The organism is Ruegeria sp. BG6, from assembly GCF_056538465.1.
In genome coordinates, this window is record NZ_JBQFTB010000002.1 from 409,883 (window position 1) to 432,835 (window position 22,953).

At 57.5% G+C, this 22,953-nt stretch carries 24 protein-coding genes; 16 read left to right on the forward strand and 8 right to left on the reverse strand.

The window, feature by feature from the left end:
• Position 1 precedes the first annotated feature (1 nt).
• Entirely contained in the window at positions 2-982 is a 981-nt protein-coding gene (locus ACR0JW_RS06765) for a C45 family autoproteolytic acyltransferase/hydrolase (RefSeq protein WP_170682656.1), read from the forward strand.
• Positions 983-1,039: 57 nt separating this feature from the next.
• On the opposite strand, the gene ACR0JW_RS06770 is transcribed toward ACR0JW_RS06765, so the two are convergent.
• Positions 1,040-2,791, reverse strand: coding sequence for an adenylate/guanylate cyclase domain-containing protein (locus ACR0JW_RS06770; protein ID WP_480713727.1), 1,752 nt, complete (start codon positions 2,789-2,791; stop codon positions 1,040-1,042).
• 238 nt (positions 2,792-3,029) lie between these two features.
• Here ACR0JW_RS06770 and ACR0JW_RS06775 point away from each other — a divergent pair, with 238 nt between their 5' ends.
• The 4 genes from ACR0JW_RS06775 to ACR0JW_RS06790 all read left to right on the forward strand — a co-directional run bounded on the left by ACR0JW_RS06775 (position 3,030) and on the right by ACR0JW_RS06790 (position 6,818).
• Positions 3,030-3,938 (forward strand): sterol desaturase family protein, encoded by a 909-nt coding sequence (locus tag ACR0JW_RS06775; protein WP_480713728.1) that lies wholly within the window; start codon positions 3,030-3,032, stop codon positions 3,936-3,938.
• A gap of 4 nt (positions 3,939-3,942) precedes the next feature.
• A complete protein-coding gene (locus ACR0JW_RS06780; RefSeq protein WP_170682659.1) occupies positions 3,943-4,464 on the forward strand; it encodes a DUF2141 domain-containing protein in 522 nt (173 codons plus the stop codon).
• 304 nt (positions 4,465-4,768) lie between these two features.
• The gene (locus tag ACR0JW_RS06785) at positions 4,769-5,356 is read left to right on the forward strand and encodes a TetR/AcrR family transcriptional regulator (RefSeq protein ID WP_170682660.1); all 588 of its coding nucleotides are present in this window, start codon (positions 4,769-4,771) and stop codon (positions 5,354-5,356) included.
• Between the two features lie 211 nt (positions 5,357-5,567).
• The gene (locus ACR0JW_RS06790; protein WP_170682661.1) at positions 5,568-6,818 is read left to right on the forward strand and encodes an aminotransferase class V-fold PLP-dependent enzyme; all 1,251 of its coding nucleotides are present in this window, start codon (positions 5,568-5,570) and stop codon (positions 6,816-6,818) included.
• Between the two features lie 182 nt (positions 6,819-7,000).
• Here ACR0JW_RS06790 and ACR0JW_RS06795 read toward each other — a convergent pair whose 3' ends face one another.
• Entirely contained in the window at positions 7,001-7,564 is a 564-nt protein-coding gene (locus tag ACR0JW_RS06795; RefSeq protein WP_170611523.1) for an ABC-type transport auxiliary lipoprotein family protein, read from the reverse strand.
• A gap of 2 nt (positions 7,565-7,566) precedes the next feature.
• Positions 7,567-8,637 (reverse strand): hypothetical protein, encoded by a 1,071-nt coding sequence (locus tag ACR0JW_RS06800; RefSeq protein ID WP_480713729.1) that lies wholly within the window; start codon positions 8,635-8,637, stop codon positions 7,567-7,569.
• Between the two features lie 16 nt (positions 8,638-8,653).
• Between ACR0JW_RS06800 and ACR0JW_RS06805 the strand changes: the two genes are divergently transcribed.
• Entirely contained in the window at positions 8,654-8,785 is a 132-nt protein-coding gene (locus tag ACR0JW_RS06805; RefSeq protein ID WP_480713730.1) for a hypothetical protein, read from the forward strand.
• Positions 8,786-8,891: 106 nt separating this feature from the next.
• Here the strand turns inward: ACR0JW_RS06805 and ACR0JW_RS06810 are convergent, their stop codons facing one another.
• The 5 genes from ACR0JW_RS06810 to ACR0JW_RS06830 all read right to left on the reverse strand — a co-directional run bounded on the left by ACR0JW_RS06810 (position 8,892) and on the right by ACR0JW_RS06830 (position 12,361).
• A complete protein-coding gene (locus ACR0JW_RS06810; RefSeq protein WP_170682664.1) occupies positions 8,892-9,257 on the reverse strand; it encodes an SPW repeat domain-containing protein in 366 nt (121 codons plus the stop codon).
• 18 nt (positions 9,258-9,275) lie between these two features.
• Positions 9,276-9,617: an EF-hand domain-containing protein gene (locus tag ACR0JW_RS06815; RefSeq protein ID WP_480713731.1), complete on the reverse strand. Its 342-nt coding sequence runs from the start codon at positions 9,615-9,617 to the stop codon at positions 9,276-9,278.
• A 382-nt stretch (positions 9,618-9,999) separates the two neighbouring features.
• Complete coding sequence (locus ACR0JW_RS06820) at positions 10,000-10,476, reverse strand: thioesterase family protein (protein WP_170682665.1); 477 nt, start codon at positions 10,474-10,476, stop codon at positions 10,000-10,002.
• Positions 10,473-11,363 carry an amidohydrolase family protein gene (locus ACR0JW_RS06825; protein WP_170682666.1) on the reverse strand — a complete coding sequence of 297 codons (891 nt, stop codon included), beginning with the start codon at positions 11,361-11,363 and terminating at the stop codon, positions 10,473-10,475. Before ACR0JW_RS06825 ends, ACR0JW_RS06820 begins: the two co-directional genes overlap by 4 nt.
• Positions 11,360-12,361 (reverse strand): ester cyclase, encoded by a 1,002-nt coding sequence (locus ACR0JW_RS06830; protein ID WP_170682667.1) that lies wholly within the window; start codon positions 12,359-12,361, stop codon positions 11,360-11,362. The genes ACR0JW_RS06825 and ACR0JW_RS06830 overlap by 4 nt, the downstream gene beginning before the upstream one ends.
• Before the next feature lie 162 nt (positions 12,362-12,523).
• Here ACR0JW_RS06830 and ACR0JW_RS06835 point away from each other — a divergent pair, with 162 nt between their 5' ends.
• From ACR0JW_RS06835 to ACR0JW_RS06880, 10 genes are all read left to right on the forward strand, one after another.
• Complete coding sequence (locus ACR0JW_RS06835) at positions 12,524-13,570, forward strand: ABC transporter ATP-binding protein (protein WP_170463835.1); 1,047 nt, start codon at positions 12,524-12,526, stop codon at positions 13,568-13,570.
• Between the two features lie 98 nt (positions 13,571-13,668).
• Positions 13,669-14,913 carry an extracellular solute-binding protein gene (locus ACR0JW_RS06840; protein WP_170682668.1) on the forward strand — a complete coding sequence of 415 codons (1,245 nt, stop codon included), beginning with the start codon at positions 13,669-13,671 and terminating at the stop codon, positions 14,911-14,913.
• Positions 14,914-14,984: 71 nt separating this feature from the next.
• The gene (locus tag ACR0JW_RS06845) at positions 14,985-16,016 is read left to right on the forward strand and encodes a carbohydrate ABC transporter permease (RefSeq protein WP_170611510.1); all 1,032 of its coding nucleotides are present in this window, start codon (positions 14,985-14,987) and stop codon (positions 16,014-16,016) included.
• A gap of 9 nt (positions 16,017-16,025) precedes the next feature.
• Positions 16,026-16,907 (forward strand): carbohydrate ABC transporter permease, encoded by an 882-nt coding sequence (locus ACR0JW_RS06850; RefSeq protein WP_170463829.1) that lies wholly within the window; start codon positions 16,026-16,028, stop codon positions 16,905-16,907.
• Between the two features lie 135 nt (positions 16,908-17,042).
• On the forward strand, positions 17,043-17,573 hold the full coding sequence (locus ACR0JW_RS06855; RefSeq protein WP_170682669.1) for an ester cyclase: 531 nt from the start codon (positions 17,043-17,045) through the stop codon (positions 17,571-17,573).
• An 11-nt stretch (positions 17,574-17,584) separates the two neighbouring features.
• Positions 17,585-18,922 carry a histidinol dehydrogenase gene (gene hisD, locus ACR0JW_RS06860; RefSeq protein ID WP_480713732.1) on the forward strand — a complete coding sequence of 446 codons (1,338 nt, stop codon included), beginning with the start codon at positions 17,585-17,587 and terminating at the stop codon, positions 18,920-18,922.
• Between the two features lie 98 nt (positions 18,923-19,020).
• Entirely contained in the window at positions 19,021-20,070 is a 1,050-nt protein-coding gene (locus ACR0JW_RS06865) for an ester cyclase (protein ID WP_170682671.1), read from the forward strand.
• A gap of 1 nt (position 20,071) precedes the next feature.
• The gene (locus tag ACR0JW_RS06870; protein WP_480713733.1) at positions 20,072-20,839 is read left to right on the forward strand and encodes an SDR family NAD(P)-dependent oxidoreductase; all 768 of its coding nucleotides are present in this window, start codon (positions 20,072-20,074) and stop codon (positions 20,837-20,839) included.
• A complete protein-coding gene (locus ACR0JW_RS06875; RefSeq protein WP_170682673.1) occupies positions 20,839-21,858 on the forward strand; it encodes a LacI family DNA-binding transcriptional regulator in 1,020 nt (339 codons plus the stop codon). The genes ACR0JW_RS06870 and ACR0JW_RS06875 overlap by 1 nt, the downstream gene beginning before the upstream one ends.
• Positions 21,855-22,829: an ester cyclase gene (locus ACR0JW_RS06880; RefSeq protein WP_170682674.1), complete on the forward strand. Its 975-nt coding sequence runs from the start codon at positions 21,855-21,857 to the stop codon at positions 22,827-22,829. The genes ACR0JW_RS06875 and ACR0JW_RS06880 overlap by 4 nt, the downstream gene beginning before the upstream one ends.
• The last annotated feature ends 124 nt before the right edge of the window (positions 22,830-22,953 follow it).

Sequence of the window (22,953 nt, forward strand, 5' to 3'; positions counted from 1 at the left end):
CATGAAACTAACCTTTCGCGCCGTAGAAGAAAAGAAACCCGGACAGAAACTGTCCGGGATTTTCTCCGAATATCGAAATGCCTACCTTAAGTGGTGGGCAAGCGAAGGGTTGTCATCTCGCCCGACATATTCCGAGTGCCGCCATGCCCTGAAAACATATATGCCGGAAATGCTCGAGCCGTATGACATGCTGTGCGCGGCCTTTGGCGCCGGCGATCTGGAGGCGCGGTTCCTGAGCTTCTTTTGCCCGCCGCGCTATCTGGCGGGGTGCAGCCAGGCGATTTGGCAGGGGCCAGAACCGTTGATGGTGCGGAACTACGACTACAACCCGTCGGCCTTTGATGGAATTTTCCTGAAGACCGGATGGAACGGGCGTCAGGTCATGGGCACCTCGGATGGCTTGTTTGGATTGCTGGATGGCATGAATGATGCAGGGCTAACCGTTTCCCTGACATTCGGTGGCCGCCGCGCGGTCGGCGAAGGCTTTGGAGTTCCCCTGATCCTGCGATACCTGTTGCAGACGTGTTCGACGCTGGAAGAGGCGAAAGAGGTTCTGCTACGGGTCCCGTGTCACATGAGCTACAACGTTACGGTCCTGAACCGGGACCGGCAGTTCTTTACGGCGTTTCTTGCACCGGACCGGCCAACGCTTTTTACACATGCGGCTGTTTCCACCAACCATCAGGAGCGCGTGGAATGGAAAAGCCATGCACGTCTTACCGCCACTGTCGAGCGTGAGCGTTTCTTGCTGCATCGCCTGACTTTGCACCCTGAGACGAAAGAGGTTTTTGTCGGGTCTTTCCTGAAGCCGCCGCTGTATTCGCTGGCTTTCGATCAGGGGTTCGGAACCCTATACACCGCAGCCTACCATCCCCACGATCTGACAGCCGAACTGCTGTGGCCGGGCCGGAGATGGAAAAAGAGCATTGCTCAATTTCACATGGACAGTCTGCAGGTCATCTACCCACGAGATCCGGTTTGAAATCTAGCGGTTCGGACAGGGCGGGCTGTTCCAATACGGTACCACTGATCCCATCATCTATTCAGTATTGACCCGGTAGACGGTCACCTGTTTCGACCGGCCTTTCACATGGAAATCGCCGACATGTTCCAGCTGGAACGACGCGCTGAGGCGTCGCGCAGTTGCGTCACTGACCAGGATGTTGGTTGGCTCTTCCGTTGCAAGATCACCGGCCAAAGTCTCGATCCTCGCGCAGGTGTTAACCGTATCTCCGATCACGGTGTAATTCATCCGCTCGACCGCTCCGATGTTCCCGACGATGAGCGGACCGGTGTGAATCGCAATCTTCAGTCCATAGCCAACTTTCGCCTCAGCCAGGGCGTGCTTGATGGCCACCGCTGCACGACAGGCCCGCTCGGCGTGGTCGACTTGTTCCTGAGGAGCGCCCCAGAACGCCATCACGGCGTCGCCGATATACTTGTCGAGTGTTCCACCTTCGGCCTGGATGCAACGGTTCAAAATCGCGAAATGGTTGTTCAACATGTCGGCCGTGGCCTGCGGTGTCATCGTTTCTGACGCAGCCGTAAAGCCCACAATGTCGGCGAACATGACAGTCAGCTCGACCTCGCGAGGCCTGACAACATCAGGGTCTCCGGAATTCAACAATTGCCGCACCAGAGTGCGGGGCAGATAGGTTTCAAACCAGCGCAACCCGTCGAGCATCTTGTTGAATGCCACGGCCTGAAGGTTTACCTCCTCAACGCGAGAGGGGGGAAGATAGTCGATCTGATCCAGATTGAGTTCGCTGATCTTGATGGCTTCCTCCGTTGATTTTTTGATAGGGGCCGAAAGCTTTCTGGCCAGCATAATCGCCGCAATCATTGACGCTATTAAGAACCCAATGCTGACAAAGGCAGCGTCGCTGAGGCGTGTCCATTGACTGCTCCAATCGCTTAGCGGGGAGTACTGGCCAATGACCCATGGTTCCGAACCGTACTCATCCAAAGTACTGGTCAGAACCAAGTACTCACCGGTTGCGTTCTCCACTACGTAGCCGTCAAAAGAGCTGTCGCCCCCCTGAAACTCGGGGTCTTGCTTTAGCACTTGCGAGATCACCGCGTCATCGAGCGCAGCGATTGAATGCAAAGGCGTGTCCGGACTTAAGGAACTTCCGGACAGGTTCAGCAGCTTCGGATGTGCCAGGACGCGGTTGTCGCCATAGAGAATGAAACCGGTAGCGCCGAATTTGCTGCCCAACTCATCGATGATGTCCGAGAAATGATGCACGGTTGAAGACACAAATATGGCACCTAGGAACACATCGTCCCGATACGCCGGTACGGTGGCCGAAATATGCGTCCTGCCTTCTTCAAAAAACGGTTCGTTCCAGAACAGGCTCTCATAATTTTTGATATCTTCAAGATACCGCAATCGCCCATCCACCGGGGGCTCTGTGATGGTGACAAAGGAAATTCCGTCTGAATCGGCGATTTGACTGGTCACAAAGAGGCTGCCGTCCGGGTAAACAACGGCAAGGTCCGTCAGATAGGGGGCGGAGGCTGCGACGCCCTTGAAATATGCCTTCAGAAAGTCAGTGTTGGACAATTCGACGTCGCCCGAACTTGCATCTTTCTGGAGAGAGTTCGCCAGTTCCTCGATAGGGGTCGTCAGGCTAACGACCCTGTCCTCAATGGCCTCGACGATCATCGAGGCTGAGGTGTTCCACAATTCAGTCGTGTTTTGAACATTGGCGTAGGTTGATACCAGAAGCACCGCGCTGACCGAAAGCGCCACCAACCCGCCTATGGCCAGCGCCAGAAGCGTTGACATTCCAATTCGGACTTTTGATTGCTGGCCAGCTTTGGGCATTTGCTAAACTTGTAATGGGTAGGTGTCTGTTTTGACGAACGGTTTCTTTCAGGAATTACCTATGTCGAGCATGATCGCAAGACAGCGCAATGGATAGGGCTGTGTCGGCATCAAGATAGAGCGTTGGCGTGGGGGCCACTTGACACGGGGCTAAAACTATTTAATTGTCAAAAAAGACAATTTAATAGGATCTACCTAAATGGACTTCCTCAACACGTATGTCAGCGACTTCCAGATCAGCTATTGGGAGACGATGATCGACGACTGGTTTTTCGTCTTTGCCATCGGATTTCTGGTGTTTGAACTTGCACGTTACGCGATTGGCAAAAAGCTGACCTTCGAGATGGTTGGCGATACCGTCACCAACTTCATCACGCTGGGATTCTTCCTTGCGATCACTTTTGTTTTGATGGCCGGCTTCTACGTCGGTGCCTATGTCTGGGCGTCGCAATATGCGTTCTTTGACATCCCCACCACATGGGCTTCGTTCCTGATTGTGCTGATCCTCGCAGATCTGGCCTATTATTGGGAGCATCGTATCCTGCATCGGATAAACATCTTGTGGGCCACACATTCGGTGCACCACAGCTCACCCTTCTTTAACATTTCGGTAGCCTACCGGCATGGTCCGCTGGATGGGTTTTGGCCCTTGTTCTTTCATATTCCCCTGGTGCTTTTGGGCTTTAATCCATTTGTTGTCCTGGTCGCGGAATTGCTGGTGCAACTCTACCAGACCGCTTTGCACACCGAAGTTATCGGCAAGCTTTGGAAACCCATTGAATGCATAATGAACACGCCGTCGCATCACCGTGTGCATCACGGGTCCAACCGCAAGTATCTGGACAAGAATTACGCCGGAATCTTCATCATCTGGGACCGCATGTTCGGCACGTTCGAAGAAGAAAAAGAAGAGGTCACCTACGGTCTGGTTACGCCGATCAATTCGGTCAATCCGTTTGTAGCCTTTTTTCATGGCTTTGCCCGCGCCTTTGGCGACGCCTGGCGAATGCCGGGGTTCCGAAACAAGCTGGGGGTTCTGTTTGGTCCGCCGGGCTGGCGACCCCAAAAACAAGGCGCCAACGCTTCGGCAAGCGATAAACGGGGTTAAAGCCATGCCTTCAAATTCACAGAGAATGGTCGCGGCGCTGGTAACAACAACCCTGTTCGTCGGCGGAGCCTGGATGGCCTCGGGATTTGGTACTGACATCCCCCGGACATCGGCATCTTCGACCGGTACGTCTTCGGACAGTGGGTTGGTGATTAACCTGCACAGTGCTCGTAACGACAGAGGCCAGTTTGTTGTCATGGCCTTTGACAACGCGGCTTCTTTTGACGCGTTTGATTTCAGCTCGGCGGCTGGCTACGTCACGCTTCCCGCCAGCACGGAACCGCAGCGCGTCGATTTCCCGGACCTGAATGACAACTACTACAGCGTGGTGGCTTTTCATGACGAAGACAGTGACTATCAGATGGGTCTCGATGAGAGTTGGACGCCAACGGAAGGCTATGCGGTTTCCGGGTTGAATGATCTCTACGATGACCCTGTATTCGAGTACTCACTGATCAGCCCGGGTATTCCGGTGGATCTGGCGTTCTTTTACTGGCCAGATCAGTATTTTACGGGTTGGTTCTGATCATCCTGCCGGTAGGTTATGGTTGTCTCGAACCGGGGCATTTCGGTGTGGTGACGCCGCTTTGCCCCGGGGTCGGGCTGCCAATCAGCGGGTCAGGGCGCTACTCACTTTCCTCGGGTATCTGCGGGGCTTGCAAATGCCAAAAGGCAGGCGGCAAAATGCGCATACGCCAGCTTTGCGCTTGATGAAAAATAGCTGGAAAAAGCATAGTTCCGGTATGCCAGACACTGGGCAGTTCAGAATAGTTGACGGTCTGTTTGGACGGATCCGCCCGGTTCGAAATTGAAGAGACGGAGAAATACCAATGGGGCGTCCCTCGGTTCAGAAACAGCGTAAAGCCGAAGTGCTGGATGCGTTCATGACGCTGGTGGCCCGTTTCGGGGTTGAGGGCGCAACGCTTGAGAGAATTGCGGAGGAATCCGGACTTAAGCGGCCGTTGATACGGCACCATCTTGGAAACAGGGATGAGATGGTACGCGCCTTGGCCCTGCATGTTGTGGAAGAACAGCGCATCTCTTTGGAGAATTTGCGAACGGCCTTGCAGGACTATCCGGGCCTAATGAACTTTGTGGACGCCCTGTTCAGCGACGACAGCGAAACTGATACACGTCTGAACAACGCTTATCAGGCTTTGGTTATGGTCGTGGAACAGTACCCGGACCTCAGACAAATTCTGACGGGTGTTATGGCTGAGTTCTACGCGCTTGCCCGCCAAATTGTCCAGAAAGAGTATCCGTCGGCGGACCCGGAGGATGTCCAGACAGTGGCGCACGGAGTCGTCGACCTTTATCTTACGGCCGATGCCTTGTCGGCGCTGAACCCCCCGCCCGATTGGCGTCGATCGGCCTATCTGGGGGCTGTGAAGTTGGCGCAGTCGCTTGGAAGCCCTTGAGAGGGACAGCATCGAAATAAAGGGAGGTTCACGGGAATTCGGGTGCCAGCTTACCAAAGTCAGGCACCGTATTCGTTGGTCGGGGCTGCCGATACCTGATCGTCCGATGAAGCATAAAAAATGCAAAGGCATTGCCCATTCATTTTTTGTGAGAAAACTGGGCCCGCGAACAATATATGTCAGACAGAAGAATTTGCACGAATGAGTCCCCATGCCCGAGATCAACACACCGCTGCTTGAGCAGATCCGCGATCGCTTTGCCCAGATCGACCATTGCCCGCAACAGGGACCCCGGATTTTCTTTGAAAACGCTGGCGGCGCGCTGACGTTGAACTCGGTGGTGAAAACCTCGCAGGACTATGCGGCCATTCCCGACAATCAGGGGCGTGACAACCCGGGCAGCCATGAACTGGTGCGCGTGATCAACACGGCCAAGGAAGATATGGCCGTGTTCATGAATGCGCCCGGCGGGCAGTTCTTTGTGGGCGAAAGTGGCACCGAATTGCTGTTCCGCCTGATCATGAACGCCTGTCTGGGCACCGGCGCAGGTCAGGTTCTGGGTACGACCCTGGAACACCCGGCCACCCGCAGCGCCTGTGACCGCTGGGCGCGTATCGCCGGGCAGAACCATGTACTGGTCGCGCATGACAATGCCACTGGTACCGTGACTGCCGAGGCTTATACCGCAAAGGTCACACCCGACACCAAGGTTGCAACCATCGTTCATACTTCACCCGTCACAGGCATGGGTGTCGACGTGGCGGCCGTGGCCGCAGCCATCCGGGCGGTTGCGCCCGAATGCTACATCATCGTCGACGGCATCCAGCACGCCGCGCATGGCCGGATCGACCTGACGGCCTATGGTGTGGATGGCTATGTGATTTCGCCCTACAAGGTGTTTTCGCGCCATGGCTATGGGGTTGCCTGGATCTCGGACCGGCTGACGGCGCTGCCGCATAACAGCCTGCTGGATGGCCCTGCCGACAACTGGGAGATGGGGACCCGCGACACCGGATCTTACGCCACCATGTCCGACGTGGTCAGCTATTTCGAGTGGCTGGGCGAGCAGGTCAGCGACGCCACCGACCGGCGGGCCAAATTCGTTGCCGCGGGTGAGGCGATCCACGCGCAGGAAAAGGCGCTGACCGACGCGATGATCCACGGCACCGGCAACCTGCCGGGACTGGCCGAGATGGAGAAGGTGACCATTCTGGGCGGCATCGACAACCCGGCGCGCGAAGGTCTGGTGTCGCTGCGGGTCGAGGGTGTGCCTTCAGTCGATGTGGTGCGAATGCTGAACGAGCAGGGTATCCGAACGCATCTGCGCAAGGCAGATCACTACTCTGGCAACATCCTGACTCCGCTTGGCATGGACAGCTGTGTGCGCGTGTCAATGTGCCATTACAACAGCGTTGCCGAAGTCGCCCAGTTCCTGGGCGCAATGAAATCCATCGCCGCCTGAATCCGCAGGCGGGAACGCCCTTTGAAAATACATGCCTGGGCAGCAGTGATTGGGGCAGGCCTGGTTTGCGCCCGTTTGGGGCGCGGTGCGCTGGAATGAAGCCCTCAAAACGCCCGTATCTGGGCTGCCTTCACCCCTTTGCGCGTTCCCTTTGTCCCATGGGCAACAGCCCGGCCAAAGGACTATTTCAGTGCATTGCTTGCCAGGAACCGGGCAAGGTTTGCGACGGCTCGTCCCCGGGCCTTGGCGATGTTGGTGCTGTTCAGCGGTTCGCCGATTGGCTCAACCAACTCAAACAGCCCCGAACGTTCTCGCCCCCCGTCGAGCCGACCCAGGAAATACTGCCCTGAGACAAAAAAGGTGCCGTCGGCCCGTGCCACGAAGGATTCAAACCGCAGGTCCAGAATTCCTGCAGGCGGTTCCTCGAATGGCCACGGTGAGGATGCAATCCGAGTTCTGGTCAGGCCAGTAAGATGACGGGTCAGTTCCAGCGCAATCGCGCGTGGTGGTTTGTCCGCCCAGAGAACCGACCCTTCGGTAACCAGCAGACCGCCTTCGACCTCGATCGAAATCTCGTCCGCCACGGCGTAACCGGGCAGCGATGGCTCTTTGATCTCAAGCGATGAAACGCCTATTCTGACACGGCCTTCCAAAGTTGGTTCATTGACTGAAACCCGGTCGTTCAGCCCGCCGCAGCCCGCCAACAGCACCAGGCTCAGGCACGTGAGGAATTTTTGTAGCGGCATGTCTATCGTCCCTTGATCAATATGCTAGGATCGCGTTCCAGCGTTCGAAGCAGCGCCGCAAGGGCATTGGCCGCCTGCTGAATGTCGCGCAGCGCCGCTCGTGCATCGCGGCTGAGTGCTTCACCCTTGTTGAATCCACTGATGGTGGCAGATGCCTCGTCCATCAGTTTGCTGGCTCTTTCGGCCAGCGCGGGCAGTTCGCTGGTCGAGATGGCAATTGCGTCGGCGGCATTGCGCGCCGAGGTCAGGGTTGCGTTTACGTTGTCGACCGCGCCACCCTCGCGCAAATCGACCAAAGCGGCGTTGACTTCGGCCAGTGTCGCATTCAGTTGCACAGGCAGGTCCTGAACGCCTTCGGTTTGAATGAGCTCATCCAATGTTGCGACAATCCCGGTCAGTTCGGTGACCAACTGGTCCAGGGGCAAAGCACTGGCCCGTGAAGCCAGAGTGTTCAGGCTCGACAACAGCTCTGGAAGGCCGGCAATGGATGTGTCCTCGGATTCCATGGCGTTTGTCGCCGCATCCACGGCGCCGAGCAGGCGCTGTGTGACCTGCTCGGTCCTGAGTTCGGTCAACATTGCATCGACCTGATCCAGCAGTTTATTGATATTCCCCGCGACCGAGCGAACGTCGTCAGATTCAACCACCGCCGTGGCCGCCGCCAGCAGCTTACGCAGGTCTTCGGGCGTTTCCCGGATCGCGTCGCTGGCCACAAAAGCGCGGGCAGTGTCAAGAAACGCGACGGCACTGGACATCAACTCTTCGACCGGAAGCGCCTGGATACGCGTCAGAACACGCTCGACCGAGGCTTCCCCCGACTGGATTTCGCTCTGGGTGGTAGGCAGGATTGTTATCCCTTCGGCGGTTTCATTCCAGTCGAACGGATCATCATCGGTGTTGTCGACAAATTGCACCTTCAAGCCACCGGAAAGCAGGCTGGCAGAGGCCAGTTGCGCGCGCATCCCCTCATCGGCCCGCGTTTTCAGAAACTCAAGCGCGGCAGCGGGTGAAACTTCATCTGGCAGGCCAAGACGCGTCGGCTGTATGGCCAGGACCGCATTCAGGCGCACCAATCATGGCGCCGTGGTCATGGAGGTGAACTCCTCGCCAGGCCTTGAGGGCGTGGAAAAGGCAACTGGCATTGATGTTGCGGGCAAGATCATCGAGTTTCTGGAAAAGAATGCCGCCAAGGGAAGCACAAGGACGCGCGGGCGCGGATAGCGGTCCGGTGTTCGAAAGCGGCGACCTGGTTATTTCTCTGCTGAGGGGGCAATCAGGCGGCTAGGCCAAAGGGAAAACGCGGGGCAGTTGTCCGCCCCGCGCCGGTTTACGGGATGGGCCGCAATCTGCGGCTCGCCAGCACCTCCCAAGTGGCGAGCGCGATCAGCGCCGATCCCGTCAGCCATGCATTTGCCACTGCCACATTATGGTCAGTGAAGCTCAGCAACTCGGGCGCAGCGATCAGAAGAACCCCGATTGCCGCTGCCGGAGCCACCCGTGCGAGAAGGTGGCTCCGGTCGCCAGCGCCAGACATGACCAGGACACCAATGCCAAAGGCCATGAAGGCGACAGATTCTTGAACAGCCATGCCCCTTAGAAGGGTTTCCTGACTGAACAGGACAAAGGGGGACAGAACCAACCAGATACCGGTTGCCGCTGGCAGCCATTTATAGGGCGGGGTTGGTTTTCTCATGACCCTGTTGACCGTTGTTTATTGATCCCCGGCAGAAGCTGGCAGAAGTTCGGCGTCGACAGCGGCAACCAATTCGTCGTCATTGATGAAGCCGTCGGCATCGGTGTCGATCTCCAGAAAGAGATCTTCTGACACTTCAGGATACTTCGTCTGAAGCTCTGCCAATGACGCCAGTCCATCACCATCGACATCAAGATCAGTGGGCATTGCGAATGCCGGAAGGGCAAGCAGCGATGAGAGCAGAGCAGCAATAGAAACTCGACTCATTTTGTTCTCCGTCAGAATATGGGCAGCAAACCCATTTTGGGGTTGGTGTAGCGCTCCGGTGTCGGCGGCATTTCCACGGGTTTCAGATTGCAACGGTTCCTCAGCTCGGGATCTCCACTACAAAATGAGAAATGTTGATTGGCGGTCCGATCTGGTGTGGGCACTTTCGCGCTACACGGGGTATATGGCACGAGCGCATTGTATTGAAAAACGAATTTTTGTCGCGGGTAGTATCGAATAATCGAATAGATGAGTCGTGAGAACCAAGCTCTTTGTATCTTCGTGGATCCCGTTGATACGGACCCTGATTCTAAGCTGCGAACAGGGCGCTTCTCAGACAATCGACTGCGAGTTTCACGTTCCGGCTGGATCAGCCTTGAACCTAAAAGGTTAGAAGGTATGCGTGCTCGTTCATTAGGATCGGGATCGTTCGCCAATCCTCAGTTTCCTGCAAGCTGATTTACTGATTTTGCAGTCATGTTGATCGGGGGATGCGCCCAGTTGTCATCGGGCGTGAACGGAACTCAAGCTCTGCCGCTTCCCGATCTGGCAATTTCGCCTTCTGCAATCGCTGCAGGATGTCTGCCGGAATCGGTGCAGCATGAGGGCTTGGTATTTGCCGGACGTGAAGCTCCATGAACTCGCAAACGGCCGATAGCTCACCTTTGTTCAGCATCTTCATGTGCAGATGAAAGCGTTTTTCATCACAGTCCAGAACTCGGGTTTCAATGCGAAGCCGGTCCGCTTCCTTGACTTCTCGCAGGAAAAACTTGTGATCTTCCAGCAGGTAGATCGTACATCCGGTGCGCGCGCGATAATCGGCATCAAAGCCGACCTCATCCTGCATTGCATCGACGGCAAGGCTGAAGACCAGCCCGTAATAGGCATCCCGCATGTGGCCGTTGTAGTCGATCCACTCGGGCCTCACGGTAGTTTCAAAGATGAATATCATGCCGTTGGGGCCTTCAGGTCATAAAACCGCGCGGCAGTATCATGGAATACGGCCGCCTGAACCTCAGCCGGAATCAGATCACGGTAAGCCTGCACCAGCGTCGCGTAATCGCTGTAGAGTTTGTCGACCGGGAAGTTCGATCCGAACATGACCCGCTCTGGTCCGAATTGTTCAAGACAGACTTCCACGATGGGGTGAATACTGTCGGTGGTCCAGGTGTGATCGAACATGCCCAGACCGGACAGCTTGCAGGTTACATGCGGTAAGTCGGACAGGACGCGCAATTGTAATGCCCAGTCTTTCAGGCCCGTTGGGCTGCGGTCATGGGGCGATCCGGCATGGCAGAGCGCAATCGGCGTCTCCGGCGCCTGCGAAAGAACGCGGGCGGTCTTCTCCATCAATTCAGGAATAAGTTGCAGATCGAAGCTGAGCTTTCGTTGTCCGGCTTCTTGCAAGCCAGCCAGGAAGTGTGGATCGTCCAGCAAAGCATTGGTGCCGGTTTGCGCGTCCTCTCCGGGCGCGCGACCGACGATCTGGCGCACGCCACGCACAGTCGGCAGGGTCTGAAATGTGTCCAGTAGGTCGGACAGATCGGACGACGTCAGGTCACAGTACACAACCTGCGCCATCGGCCAGTCCGGGGAGGCGTCGGCGACGGATTGAACCCATCTGGCTTCGTCCAGACCGTTCTCGGCCCCCACCTGGATATGCACCGAAGCGCGGATGCCGCAGGCTGCGGCGTCTGCGCGAAATTCGGTCAACTGGTAATCCCGCTGAATGGGTGTCGGGTCACCAAAGAACCTGTCCACCCCGCGCGCCATCAGCCATGGGTAATGCACCGCGGTAAGATCCCAAAGGTGGTGATGCGCGTCAATCCAGCCGGTCATGTTCGCGGTACCCTTGCCATGCGCCCCAGAATGTCGACACCCTGTTGTTTCCAGAAATGCAGAAGGTCGATGAAAATCCAGTTCTCGGCAAGTTTATCCCCCTTGCGGCGATAGATGTCGATCACCCGGAACTCGGCAGCTTTGTCGGTGGCAGGCATCCCCATAAACCCGCCGGTGGGACGGGCCGTGAAATTCGGCCATCCGAAAAACCCGCCATAACAACCTTCTGCCATCCGACAAATGTGCTTGGTTTTCGACCGGTCCGCGAAGCCTGCGCGGAAGGGGCCTGAGTGCTGCTGTGCGTAACGCTCGATCGTGTAGGTTGCACCGATACCGGACGGACCCCACCAGATCATGTCTTCGCACCATGTGCGCCGCAGCTCGTCCTCAAGGCTGAGACCGCTATCCCATTGGCCCAGATCGGAAATCATGGCGTTGATGGCCGCCAGGGTCCGTTCTCCTTCCTCGGCGGGTTGGGGTCTGAACATCAGACCGTCGTGAGTCATCGGCCCGGGCTGGACAAGCTGAGCTGCGGTCTGCGGCGGGAATGGCCGCAACCCGGCCTGCATCATTAGATGAGGAATATCGAAATACATCGCTGTCTCGGTGATCTTGCCGTTCTCGACCTTGTTGAACTCGCAATATCGCAGAAACGCCATCTTGCCTGTGGGGGTGATGCCCAGCCAGGCATTGTCGAACAGCCCCATCAGATGGCCCATGGAAACAACCCAAACCGAGGAAAATCCGTCCATCTCGTTTCGGCCGGCCATGAACACGTCCATCCGGCGCTGCATATGCCGCAGGCTGTGCCTTAGCGGTTGCCAGAATCTCTGTGCCACTGCGTCCGAGCCATGCAATTCATCAAACGGATGAAATCCGCGCCACAGGTATTCTTCTGCGCAGAACTCGGACATCGCGTCAGCGGCGGCCGATTCTCCGTTCTTGCCGAGTGCTTCGTAGTACTCGACGACGACGGCTTTTTGGGCTTCGTAGGACATTTTCAATTTCTTTCAGTGCTCTAAGCGCTGGGATGGGGCTGTATGCCACGGATGGCAAGGGGTGATTTTGCATGCGCATGCAAAAAAAACTTGCCAGATGTTTCTTTTGCTGTCTATGCTTTTTGCAAACGTATGCACGCTAGGTCCAGCTGGGAGGGCAGAATGGCCGAAATTCAACTTCGCAATGTTGGAAAGCGTTGGGGTTCTTTTGTGGGGGTTGATAATTTTGACCTGACGATTTCCGACAAGGAGTTTCTGGTTCTTCTTGGCCCGTCAGGCTGCGGCAAGACGACAACCATGCGCATGATCGCCGGTCTGGAAGATGCCAGCGAGGGCGACATCCTGATCGACGGGACTCGCGTGAACGACATGGAGCCCAAGGATCGTGACGTGGCGATGGTGTTCCAGTCCTACGCACTGTACCCGAACATGAACGTTTACGAGAACATCCGGTTCCCGCTGAAGGTCCGCGGAATCGACCCGTCCACGCATGACGAAAAAGTACGCCGTGCATCGGCAATGGTGGAACTGGACGACTTCCTGCATCGCAAGCCTGCGGAATTGTCCGGTGGTCAGCGTCAGCGCGTCGCGCTTGCCCGCGCCATCGTGCGCGAGCCGAACGTATTCCTGATGGACGAGCCGCTGTCCAACCTTGACGCCAAGCTGCGCGTGTCTACCCGGGCACAGATCAAGAACCTCAGCCACGAACTGGCGGTGACCACGATCTATGTGACCCACGACCAGATCGAAGCGATGACGCTGGCCGATCGTGTAGTGGTCATGAAACAGGGCGTGGTGCAGCAGGTTGGCAGCCCGACCGACATTTACGACACTCCGGCCAACACTTTTGTCGCCAGCTTCATCGGCAACCCTGCGATGAACCTGATGGAAGGTGAAGCACGTGGCGGCACCTTCACGGCCAAAAACGTTGAAATTTCCGGGCTGAACGCTCCGGACGGCCCGCTGACATTAGGCTTCCGGGCCGAAGATGCCGGCCTTGCTGCCGAAGGGCAAGGGCAGATCAACGCCCCGATCTACACGCAGGAATTGCTGGGGGACGCCACCATGATTTCGGTTCGCGTTGGCGGTGCCCTCATCTCGGTGAAAGCAGACAAGAATTTCCGGGCAGAGATCGACGACATGGTTTCAATCTCGGTTCCGGCCGAAATCTGCCATCTGTTTGATGGCAAGACCGGCGCCCGGATCTGAACACGGCCCTGCTCAATGATCGGGGCGAACCCCGGCAACAAAACTTCTTGCGCGAACGGGCCTCGCGCTCAAATTCTCAAAACAACAGGGAGACAGAAATGTTCCTAAGAAAAATCGCTACAGCAACCGCCTTTGTGGGCCTGATGAGCTCGGCAGCTTATGCCGCCAATTGCGGCCCCGAGGGGCAATCGATCCGCATTCTGGCCAGTGACTTTCCGGCGATCCACGCCGTCGCGGGAGCCGCCGAAGCCAATTGTGGTGGGGCAGCGGCTGAATTCAACACCAACCACACCACCGAAGCGCGCTCGATCATGAACGCCGCTCTGACCCCGAACCCGTCGGAATATACATCGGTGATCCTGGCCAACTCGACGTTGACTCAGCTGATGAACGACGGTCTGGTGCGGCCGCTGAACGATCTGGTCGAAAAATACAAAGACAGCATCCCGCCGAACCTGCTGATCACCATCGATGGCAATGTCATGGCTGTGGCCTTCATGGCGAACTCACAGCACCTGTTCTCGCGCAAGGATATCCTAGAACAAGCTGGTTTCGACGGCATCCCGGCCACCTATGAAGAGGTTCTTGAAGCCGCTGAGAAAATCCGTGCTGCCGGTATCATGGAACATCCGATCGCAATGAACCTTCAGACCGGATGGAACCTGGCCGAGGTGTTCAACATGATCTATCTCGGTCATGGCGGTGAGTTCTTTGTACCCGGTTCGGCCGAGCCGTCGATCAACAACGAAAAAGGCGTGGCCGCACTGGAAGTCATGAAGGCTCTGGCGGAATACGCTCATCCCGACCACCTGACCCACGCGTCAAACGAAACGCAGGGTCTCTGGGAATCCGGTCAGGCGGCTCTGGCCGTCATGTGGGGTTCGCGCGGCGCGCCAATTCTGGATGATGAAGGGTCCACCGAAGAGGTGACCTCGAATACAGTTTTGTCGGCTGCACCAACCGTTGGCGGCGGATCGATCCCATCTGCCACGCTGTGGTGGGACGGTATCACGATCGCATCCAACGTGTCGGATGAAGAGGCCGAGGCATCCTTTGCTGCACTGATCAGCGCCCTGACCCCGGAAATGGTTGCAGCAAACAACGATGATGCCGTCTGGCTGCTTGACGGGTTCCAGCCCGGACCGGCTGCAGCAGGGGTTGCAGAGACCGTTAGCGGTGGTGCGAAGCCCTATCCGATGATCCCGCAAATTGGCCTTCTGCATGCGGCACTTGGTGCGGAGCTGGCGGATTTTCTGAAGGGTGACGAAAGCGCTGAACAGGCGTTGGCGGATGTCGAAGCCGCCTACCGGACGTCGGCCAAGGAAGCCGGCTTTCTCAAGTAACACTCCCCGACTTGAGGGGGCGCAATCTGCCCCCCTCATCTTTTTCCGGACTAAAGACTGGGACGTACGCCATGAAGCACCGCACCTTTTTCTGGTTCATTCTGCCCACGCTTTCCGCGATGATCCTGTTCATCGCTCTGCCGATCGTCTCGGTTTTCGTCCAATCGCTCTTTGTCGAGCATGAGCAGGTTCTGCTGGTTTCTGAAAGCTGCGGACCATTTGGGTGTACCCCGACCACCACTGTCGACACCGAGGCCACTGCAAAGCTGCGCGCAGAACAACCCCTTGGTCGGTTTAACGGTCTGGGCACATACATCAACCGTTCACACCTGGCTTTTGCCGAGATCGGAGAAGCGTGGGCGAGCTCTGAAAGCCTGGGTGATTTTTGGGCTAAGGTGTATAACCTGCCGTTCTACAGCGCCCTGACATTCACCCTGGCCTATACCTTTATTGTCACGCCGTTGGTGTTGGCCCTTGGGCTGGCCATTGCCGTAGGCGTCAACAACCTGCCCCGCGCGCTCAAAGGGGTTGCGATCTTCATTTCGCTTCTGCCGTTTCTTGTCACACCGCTTGTCGGCTCGCTGATCCTGTTCTGGATGGTCGATGGTGATGGTGTAATCGGCGCCACCATTCAACGCATATTCAATGATCCGACACTCAGCCTGAAGGCGTCGACGGCTCTGACATGGACCATGCTGATGGTTTACGGCGTGTGGCATACCCTGCCGTTCAGTTTCATCACCTTCTACGCGGGTCTGCAAACCGTCCCCGATGATACGATGGAAGCGGCACAGATCGATGGCGCGACGAAGTGGCAGCGCTTGATCCATGTGATCGTTCCACACCTGATGCCGCTGGTTTCGTTTGTGACGCTCATGCTGATCATGGATAACTTCCGCGTTTTTGAGCCGATCGTCAGCTTCAAAGCCGAGGCCCACGCACAGTCGCTCAGCTGGATCATCTACAACGATCTGCGCGAAAGCGGCAATCCGCTCTATGCCTCAGCAGGTGCGACTTCGCTGATAACCATCATCCTTGCGGTCATCCTGATGTCTCCGGTGCTTGTTCGCACCTGGCGCGACTTCACCCGTAAATCTCACTGAGGACACGACATGGCGACCAAAGCACAATCCCGCATGACACCGCTAAAGCTGTTCTCTTACGGTTTCGTGGCCCTCTGGCTGCTGATCGCTGCCTTCCCGTTCTTCTGGACCTTCTGGGGCAGCTTCAAGGTACAGGCCGACTTCTTGTCGAAGGCCAACTGGATGAACGCCCTGACTGGGGCCAACACGATAGAGCAAACCGGCAGCGCCTTTACCGGTGCCGGCTATCACGGGGCGTGGGTTCTGGAAGATTTCTGGTTCAACTTCAAGAACACTGGCATTGTGGTCTTCTTCACCGTGCTGATCTCGCTGACCTTCGGAACGCTGGGGGGGTATGCGTTGGCGCGGTCCGGTTTCCGCTATGCGTTCTGGATCCTGATGGCAGCGCTGGTGTTTCGCGCGATGCCGCATATGACGCTGGTCTCGGGTTACCTGCTGTGGTTCTTCGAGTGGAATGTCTGGGGCATCCTGCCGACCACCATCATCGTGCTTGTGGCGATCAACCAGCCCTTTACCCTGTGGATGCTGCACTCGTTCTTCAAGAACATTCCCAAGGACATGGACGAAAGCGCCATGGTTGATGGCTGCACCCGGTTTCAGGCCTTCCGGCATGTTATTGTCCCGGTCATGTGGCCCGGCGTGATCACCACAGGCCTGTTCAGCTTCCTGCTGGCCTATAACGACTTTACCGTGGCCGTGATGCTGCTGAGTGAAGAGAACGAGACCATCATTCCCGCCATCAACAGCTTCATGGGCACAACCCAGGTTGAAGGCAAGGTCATGTACGCGGTCGCAGCCGTGGTTTCGGCCACTGCCCCGTTGTTCGTACTGATCCTGTTCTTCCAGCGCCAGATCGTCAGCGGTCTTACAGCAGGGGCGGTCAAGGGCTGATGAGCGCATCTGCAAGACATAATGCCATTGCGCGCCACCCGGCGCTCAACCGGATGCCAAGGGATTTTCTGACGGCCGACTAACCCTCCCCGTCCACACAGAAAACCTCTTGGCAACCAGATAAGGAATAGAGACATGAAGGGTTCCCGCCCTGAACAGGCCGTGCTGACACGCGACACGGACATGAGCAAAACCGAACAAACCCGGGCCGTGATCGAGGGTATGGTCGACGGTTTGAACGACCACCGCATCGACGATATCGGCGAGTTTTTCGCGGAAGGGTTCCGTTGGCTGGGCAACCAGGGCTGCGGCACCAAGACCGGGTTGAAGGAATTTCAGGAAAACTGGCAGCGCCCGTTTCAGGCGGCGTTTTCCGACAAGACCTGCATCGACGAGGCCCGGCTGTACATGGGCGAGTGGGCCGCAGCCTTTGGCCGGCAGGAGGCGACACATTCGGGCGAGTTTCTGGGCATCGCCCCCACCGGCAAGCGGGTCGAGATCCGCTACATGGACTTCTGGAAAGTTGTTGACGGCAAGATCGTCGACAATTGGGTGAATGTCGATTTTGCACACGTTGCCGCGCAGCTGGGCGTTGATCTGTTCAATGGCGAAGGCTGGGAAGCATTTGACCGGGGAGAGAAGGTTCCGCCCCGGCCCGAAAACTGAGGATTAGGACAATGGCAATTGAACACCTGAAACGCGGCAAACCCGAGGCTGATCGGGCCGATGACGATGCCAAAACCCGCGCCGTTGTCGAGGCAACGCTGAAGGATATCGAAACCCGAGGCGATGCCGCGGTTCGCGAGTTATCGGAGAAATTCGACAACTACTCGCCCGAGAGCTTTCGCCTGAGCCAGCAACAGATCGACGATCTGATTGTGTCTTTGTCCGAGCGTGAACTGGCCGATATCAAATTCGCCCAGAAGCAGGTGATGAATTTCGCACAGGCGCAGCGCGACTCGATGCTGGATATCGAGATTGAAACTCTGCCCGGCGTGATTCTGGGGCACAAGAATATCCCGGTGCAGTCTGTGGGCTGCTACGTGCCCGGTGGCAAGTTCCCGATGGTCGCTTCGGCGCATATGTCGGTAGCAACGGCAAAGGTTGCGGGTGTTCCCCGGATCATCGCCTGCACGCCGCCATTCCAGGGTAAGCCGAACGCGGCCGTAATCGCGGCGATGCATCTGGGCGGTGCGCATGAGATTTATGTCATGGGCGGCATTCAGGCGATTGGCGCCATGGCGATCGGTACGGAAACCATCGATCCGGTTCACATGCTTGTTGGACCCGGCAATGCCTTTGTTGCCGAAGCCAAGCGCCAGTTGTTTGGCCGCGTCGGTATCGATCTTTTCGCGGGCCCGACCGAGACGATGGTCATCGCCGATGAAACCGCAGCCGATGCCGAGCTTTGCGCCACCGATCTGCTGGGACAGGCCGAACATGGCTATAATAGCCCCTGCGTTCTGGTCACCAACTCGCGCAAACTGGCCGAAGACACGCTGAGCGAGATTGACCGCATCCTCGGCATCCTGCCGACCGCCGGCACCGCCAAGGTCAGTTGGGAGGAATATGGCGAGGTCATCGTCTGCGATACCTATGACGAGATGCTGCAAGTGGCTGATGACATCGCGTCCGAGCATGTTCAGGTCATGACCGACCGCGATGACTGGTTCCTGGAAAACATGACCTGCTACGGCGCGCTGTTCCTCGGGCCACGCACCAACGTGGCCAATGGCGACAAGGTGATCGGCACTAACCACACGCTGCCGACCAAAAAAGCGGGTCGATATACCGGTGGCTTATGGGTGGGCAAGTTTCTGAAAACCCACAGCTATCAGAAGGTTCTGACGGACGAGGCCGCAACAATGGTCGGCGAATATGGTTCGCGGCTTTGCATACTGGAAGGATTTGTGGGCCACGCCGAACAGTGCAACATCCGCGTTCGCCGTTTTGGCGGCATCAACGTGCCATATGGCGAGGGTGCTGTGTATCGCGAGACGGCCGAGGCCTCCTGACAGGCGCGGCGGAAATCGCTGTCAAACCAGCGCCCGGGGTTGGCCCGGGCGTCACGGAATTTCTGAAGTAAGCAGTAAAAGCAATGCGAGATTTCGCAATGGACAAACACTCTACCCACAAGGCCCTGATCGCGCCTCTGCGCGAGGCCATGTACAACTTCGATGAAACCGGCGTTCGCGCGGCATTGGGTGCGGTGATCGCTCCGGATGCCATCGTTCACATGCCGCACCCGTTTGGTGACCTAACCGGACCGCAGGAACTCTATGACACCTGTTATGCGCCGCTGCAGAGATCCATGCCCGATCTGGAGCGTCGTGACTGGATCGCGATGGGTGGCCGGACCGAACAGGGCAATGATTGGGTCGGCTGTGGCGGCCACTACGTTGGTACCTTCGTCGCCCCCTGGCTGGACATCCCGCCGACGGGGCATCTGACCCATATGCGGTTCCACGAATTCTACCGCTTCGAAGGCGACAAGGTTGTGGAAATCCAGACGCTCTGGGACATCCCCGAAGTGATGATGCAGGCCAAGGCCTGGCCGATGGCTCCGTCACTGGGGCTGGAGTTCTGTATTCCCGGCCCAGCGACGCTGGACGGGATGGTGCCAGGTCCGTGGGATGAAGCGAAGTCAAACACCTCATGCGCCCATATCGTCGACATGTTGGACCATCTGAAGAAACATCCCAGCCAGGGTGGACCCGAAGTGATGGAGATGGAGAAGTTCTGGCATCCGCGCATGAACTGGTACGGCCCCGCCGGGATTGGAACCGGGCGTGGTATCGCGGGTTTCCGCAACTGGCATCAGATCCCCTTTCTGAACGGTATGCCCGACCGCGGCAAATACGTCGATGAAATCACCTATCACTTCTTTGGCGATGGTGATTATGCCGCCGTGACCGGTTGGCCGGACATGATCCAGACCGTCACGCATGATGGCTGGATGGGAATTGCGCCGTCCGGCAAACGTATCACCATGCGCAGCCTTGATTTCTGGCGGCTCGAGGATGGACTGATCCGCGAAAACTGGGTGATGGTCGATCTGCTGGACGCCTACCGCCAACTGGGCGTAGATGTCTTTGCCCGCCTGCGCGAGTTCAACAAGGCACGTGTTCCGGGCACAATTCCGTTCCCGGTCGGCGAGGTCTGATATGCCCCAATTCCCCAGCACCCCAAGTTTCAGTCTGAGCGGCAAGCGCGCTCTGGTCGCCGGCGCCTCATCTGGCATCGGCATGGCTTGCGCTGTAGCCCTTGCGGAACATGGTGCTGAGGTCACATTGGCAGCGCGCCGCGTTGGCGCGTTGCAAGACATCGCGAATGAGATGTCAGCGCGCGGATGGTCAGCCAAGACACTTGAGCTGGACGTCTCGGACGTTGCAGCCACTGCCGCGGCCGTGGCGCAAAACGGACCTTTCGACATTTTGCTGAACTCGGCCGGCCTTGCCCGCCACAGCAAGGCCGTGGACACGCAACCTGATGATTTTGACGCAGTCATGGGCGTTAATGTCAAAGGGGCCTATTTCCTGACCCAAGCCGTTGCCAAAGGGTTGTTAGAAGCCGGCCGCCCCGGTTCGCTGATCAACATTTCAAGCCAGATGGGTCATGTCGGGGGCCGCGAACGCGCCGTGTACTGCGCGTCGAAATTCGCGGTCGAGGGGTTTTCCAAGGCGATGGCATTGGAGTTCGGGTCCGCAAAGATCCGCGTCAACACCATCTGTCCCACATTCATCATGACCGACCTGACCAGGTCCACGTTCGACGACCCGGACAAACGAACCTGGATTCTGGACAAGATCAAGCTGGGTCGCCCGGGTGAGATTGAGGACATCATGGGGGCGGTGGTCTATCTGGCGTCGGATGCATCGGCCTTGGTGACCGGCACGGCGCTGATGGTTGACGGAGGTTGGACGGCGGACTGATGGCGACACAAAAGGTTACATCACTGGAAGTCGCCCGCCTCGCAGGGGTCAGCCAGTCTGCGGTCAGCCGGGTCTTCACCCCTGGTGCATCTGCATCAAAGAAAACCGTGGAAAAAGTGCGAAAGGCCGCCAAGGAACTGGGGTATCGCCCGAACGTTCTGGCCCGCGCCGTGGTGTCCGGGAAAAGCCGGATCATCGGGCTTGTTGTCGCCTATCTGAACAATCAATTCTATCCTGAGGCACTGGAAAAGCTGACAAACACGCTGCAGGAGCGTGGGTACCACGTGCTGATTTTCATGGCCTCGCATCAGGCTGGAAATATCGACAATGTGGTCGAGGAAATACTCGACTTTCAGGTCGACGGGATCATCGCGGCCTCGGTTGCTCTGTCGTCGGATCTGTCCGACCGCTGCCGAACCGCAGGCGTACCGATGGTGCTGTTCAATCGGGCGCAAGACGATACTGCCATGTCGTCAGTTACGTCCGACAACGTGGCCGGAGGACGAAAGGCCGCCGAATTCCTGTTGGCCGGCGGACACCAAAAGATCGGTTACATCGCCGGATGGGAAGGTGCTTCGACCCAGAGGGATCGCGAAGCCGGGTTCGTGGCGGCCTTGAAGGAGGCTGGGGTCACGCTGCACGACCGCGAAATCGGGAATTTTGTGGCCGAAGAAGCCCGGCAAGCGACGCTTAAGATGTTCAACTCCGATGCGCCTGATGCGGTGTTTGTCGCCAACGATCACATGGCCATTTCCGTGATGGACACGCTGCGGTTCGAGTTGGGTTTGAATGTCCCGGGCGACGTTTCGGTCATCGGATATGACGATGTCGCCGTGGCGTCATGGCCAGCGTACAACCTGACCACCATTCGCCAACCCGCCAACCGCATGGTCGCTGAGACCGTCGATATTCTGCTCAGCAAAATCGAAGATCCTGATGTCAGTCCGCGCCGGGTCGAGATTGACGGACCTCTTATTGTTCGCGGCTCGGCCCGCATACCTGAAGGATGGAAGACATGAAGGGGTTTGATCCCAAATTCAAAGACTTTCCCGATTACATCATCGGCATCACCAAGGAGATCTGGGAGGATCGCGGTATTGCCACGCTGCATCACTATTACGCGCCGGACATCGTGGTGCGCTCGCCGGGATCGGTTGTGGTTGGCAATCAGGGCGTTATCGCCGCCACGATGGCCACCCTTGCCGAGTTTCCCGACCGTACGCTTCTGGGCGAGGATGTAATCTGGTCCGGAACCCCGGAAGAAGGGATGCTGTCCTCGCACCGGTTGCTGTCAACGGCGACCCATTTGGGTGATGGCGTTTACGGTAAGGCCACAGGGAAAAAGCTGGTTTACCGGATTTTGGCCGATTGCCACGCCATCAACAACCAGATCAACGACGAATGGCTGATCCGCGACCAGAGCGCGATTGTCCAGCAGATGGGCTGGGATCCCAAGGAATACGCCCGAGACCTGATCGCCCGTGAAGGTGGGCCAGACGCATGCGTGCAACCCTACACGCCCTCAAACGACAAGCCCGGCCCTTACAAAGGGCGTGGAAATGACAACGACTGGGGTCAGAAATACGCTGATATTCTGACCCGTATTATGAATGCCGACATGGGTGTGATCGAGGCAGAGTATGACCGCGCCGTCCTGTCGGAATATCCCGGCGGCACCACAGGACATAGCTGGGGTCCGGTGGACCGGTTCTGGATGGGCCTGCGCGCCTCGTTCCCGAATGCAGAATTCAAGATTCACCATCAGATTGGCCGCGACGATCCGATGATGCCGCCGCGCGCCGCGATCCGTTGGACGCTGCACGGCAAGCACGACGGCTGGGGCGTCTTTGGCGTTCCAACCGGGGCCGAGGTCTTTGTTCTGGGTATCAGCCAGGCCGAGTTCGGCCCCTGGGGTCTGCGCAGGGAATACACCCTTTTTGACGAAACATCGATCTGGAAACAGATTCTTTTGAAAACTGGCGATCTCTAGCATGCCGTGCCGTATCTCAAATCTGGATGCCGGGCAGGCGATGCGGCGTTACCACGCCCACCGCGCCAGCCTGCGCGCCCGGCGGCTGAACAATCGCCCGCCGGGTGGAACGGTTTGATCCGAT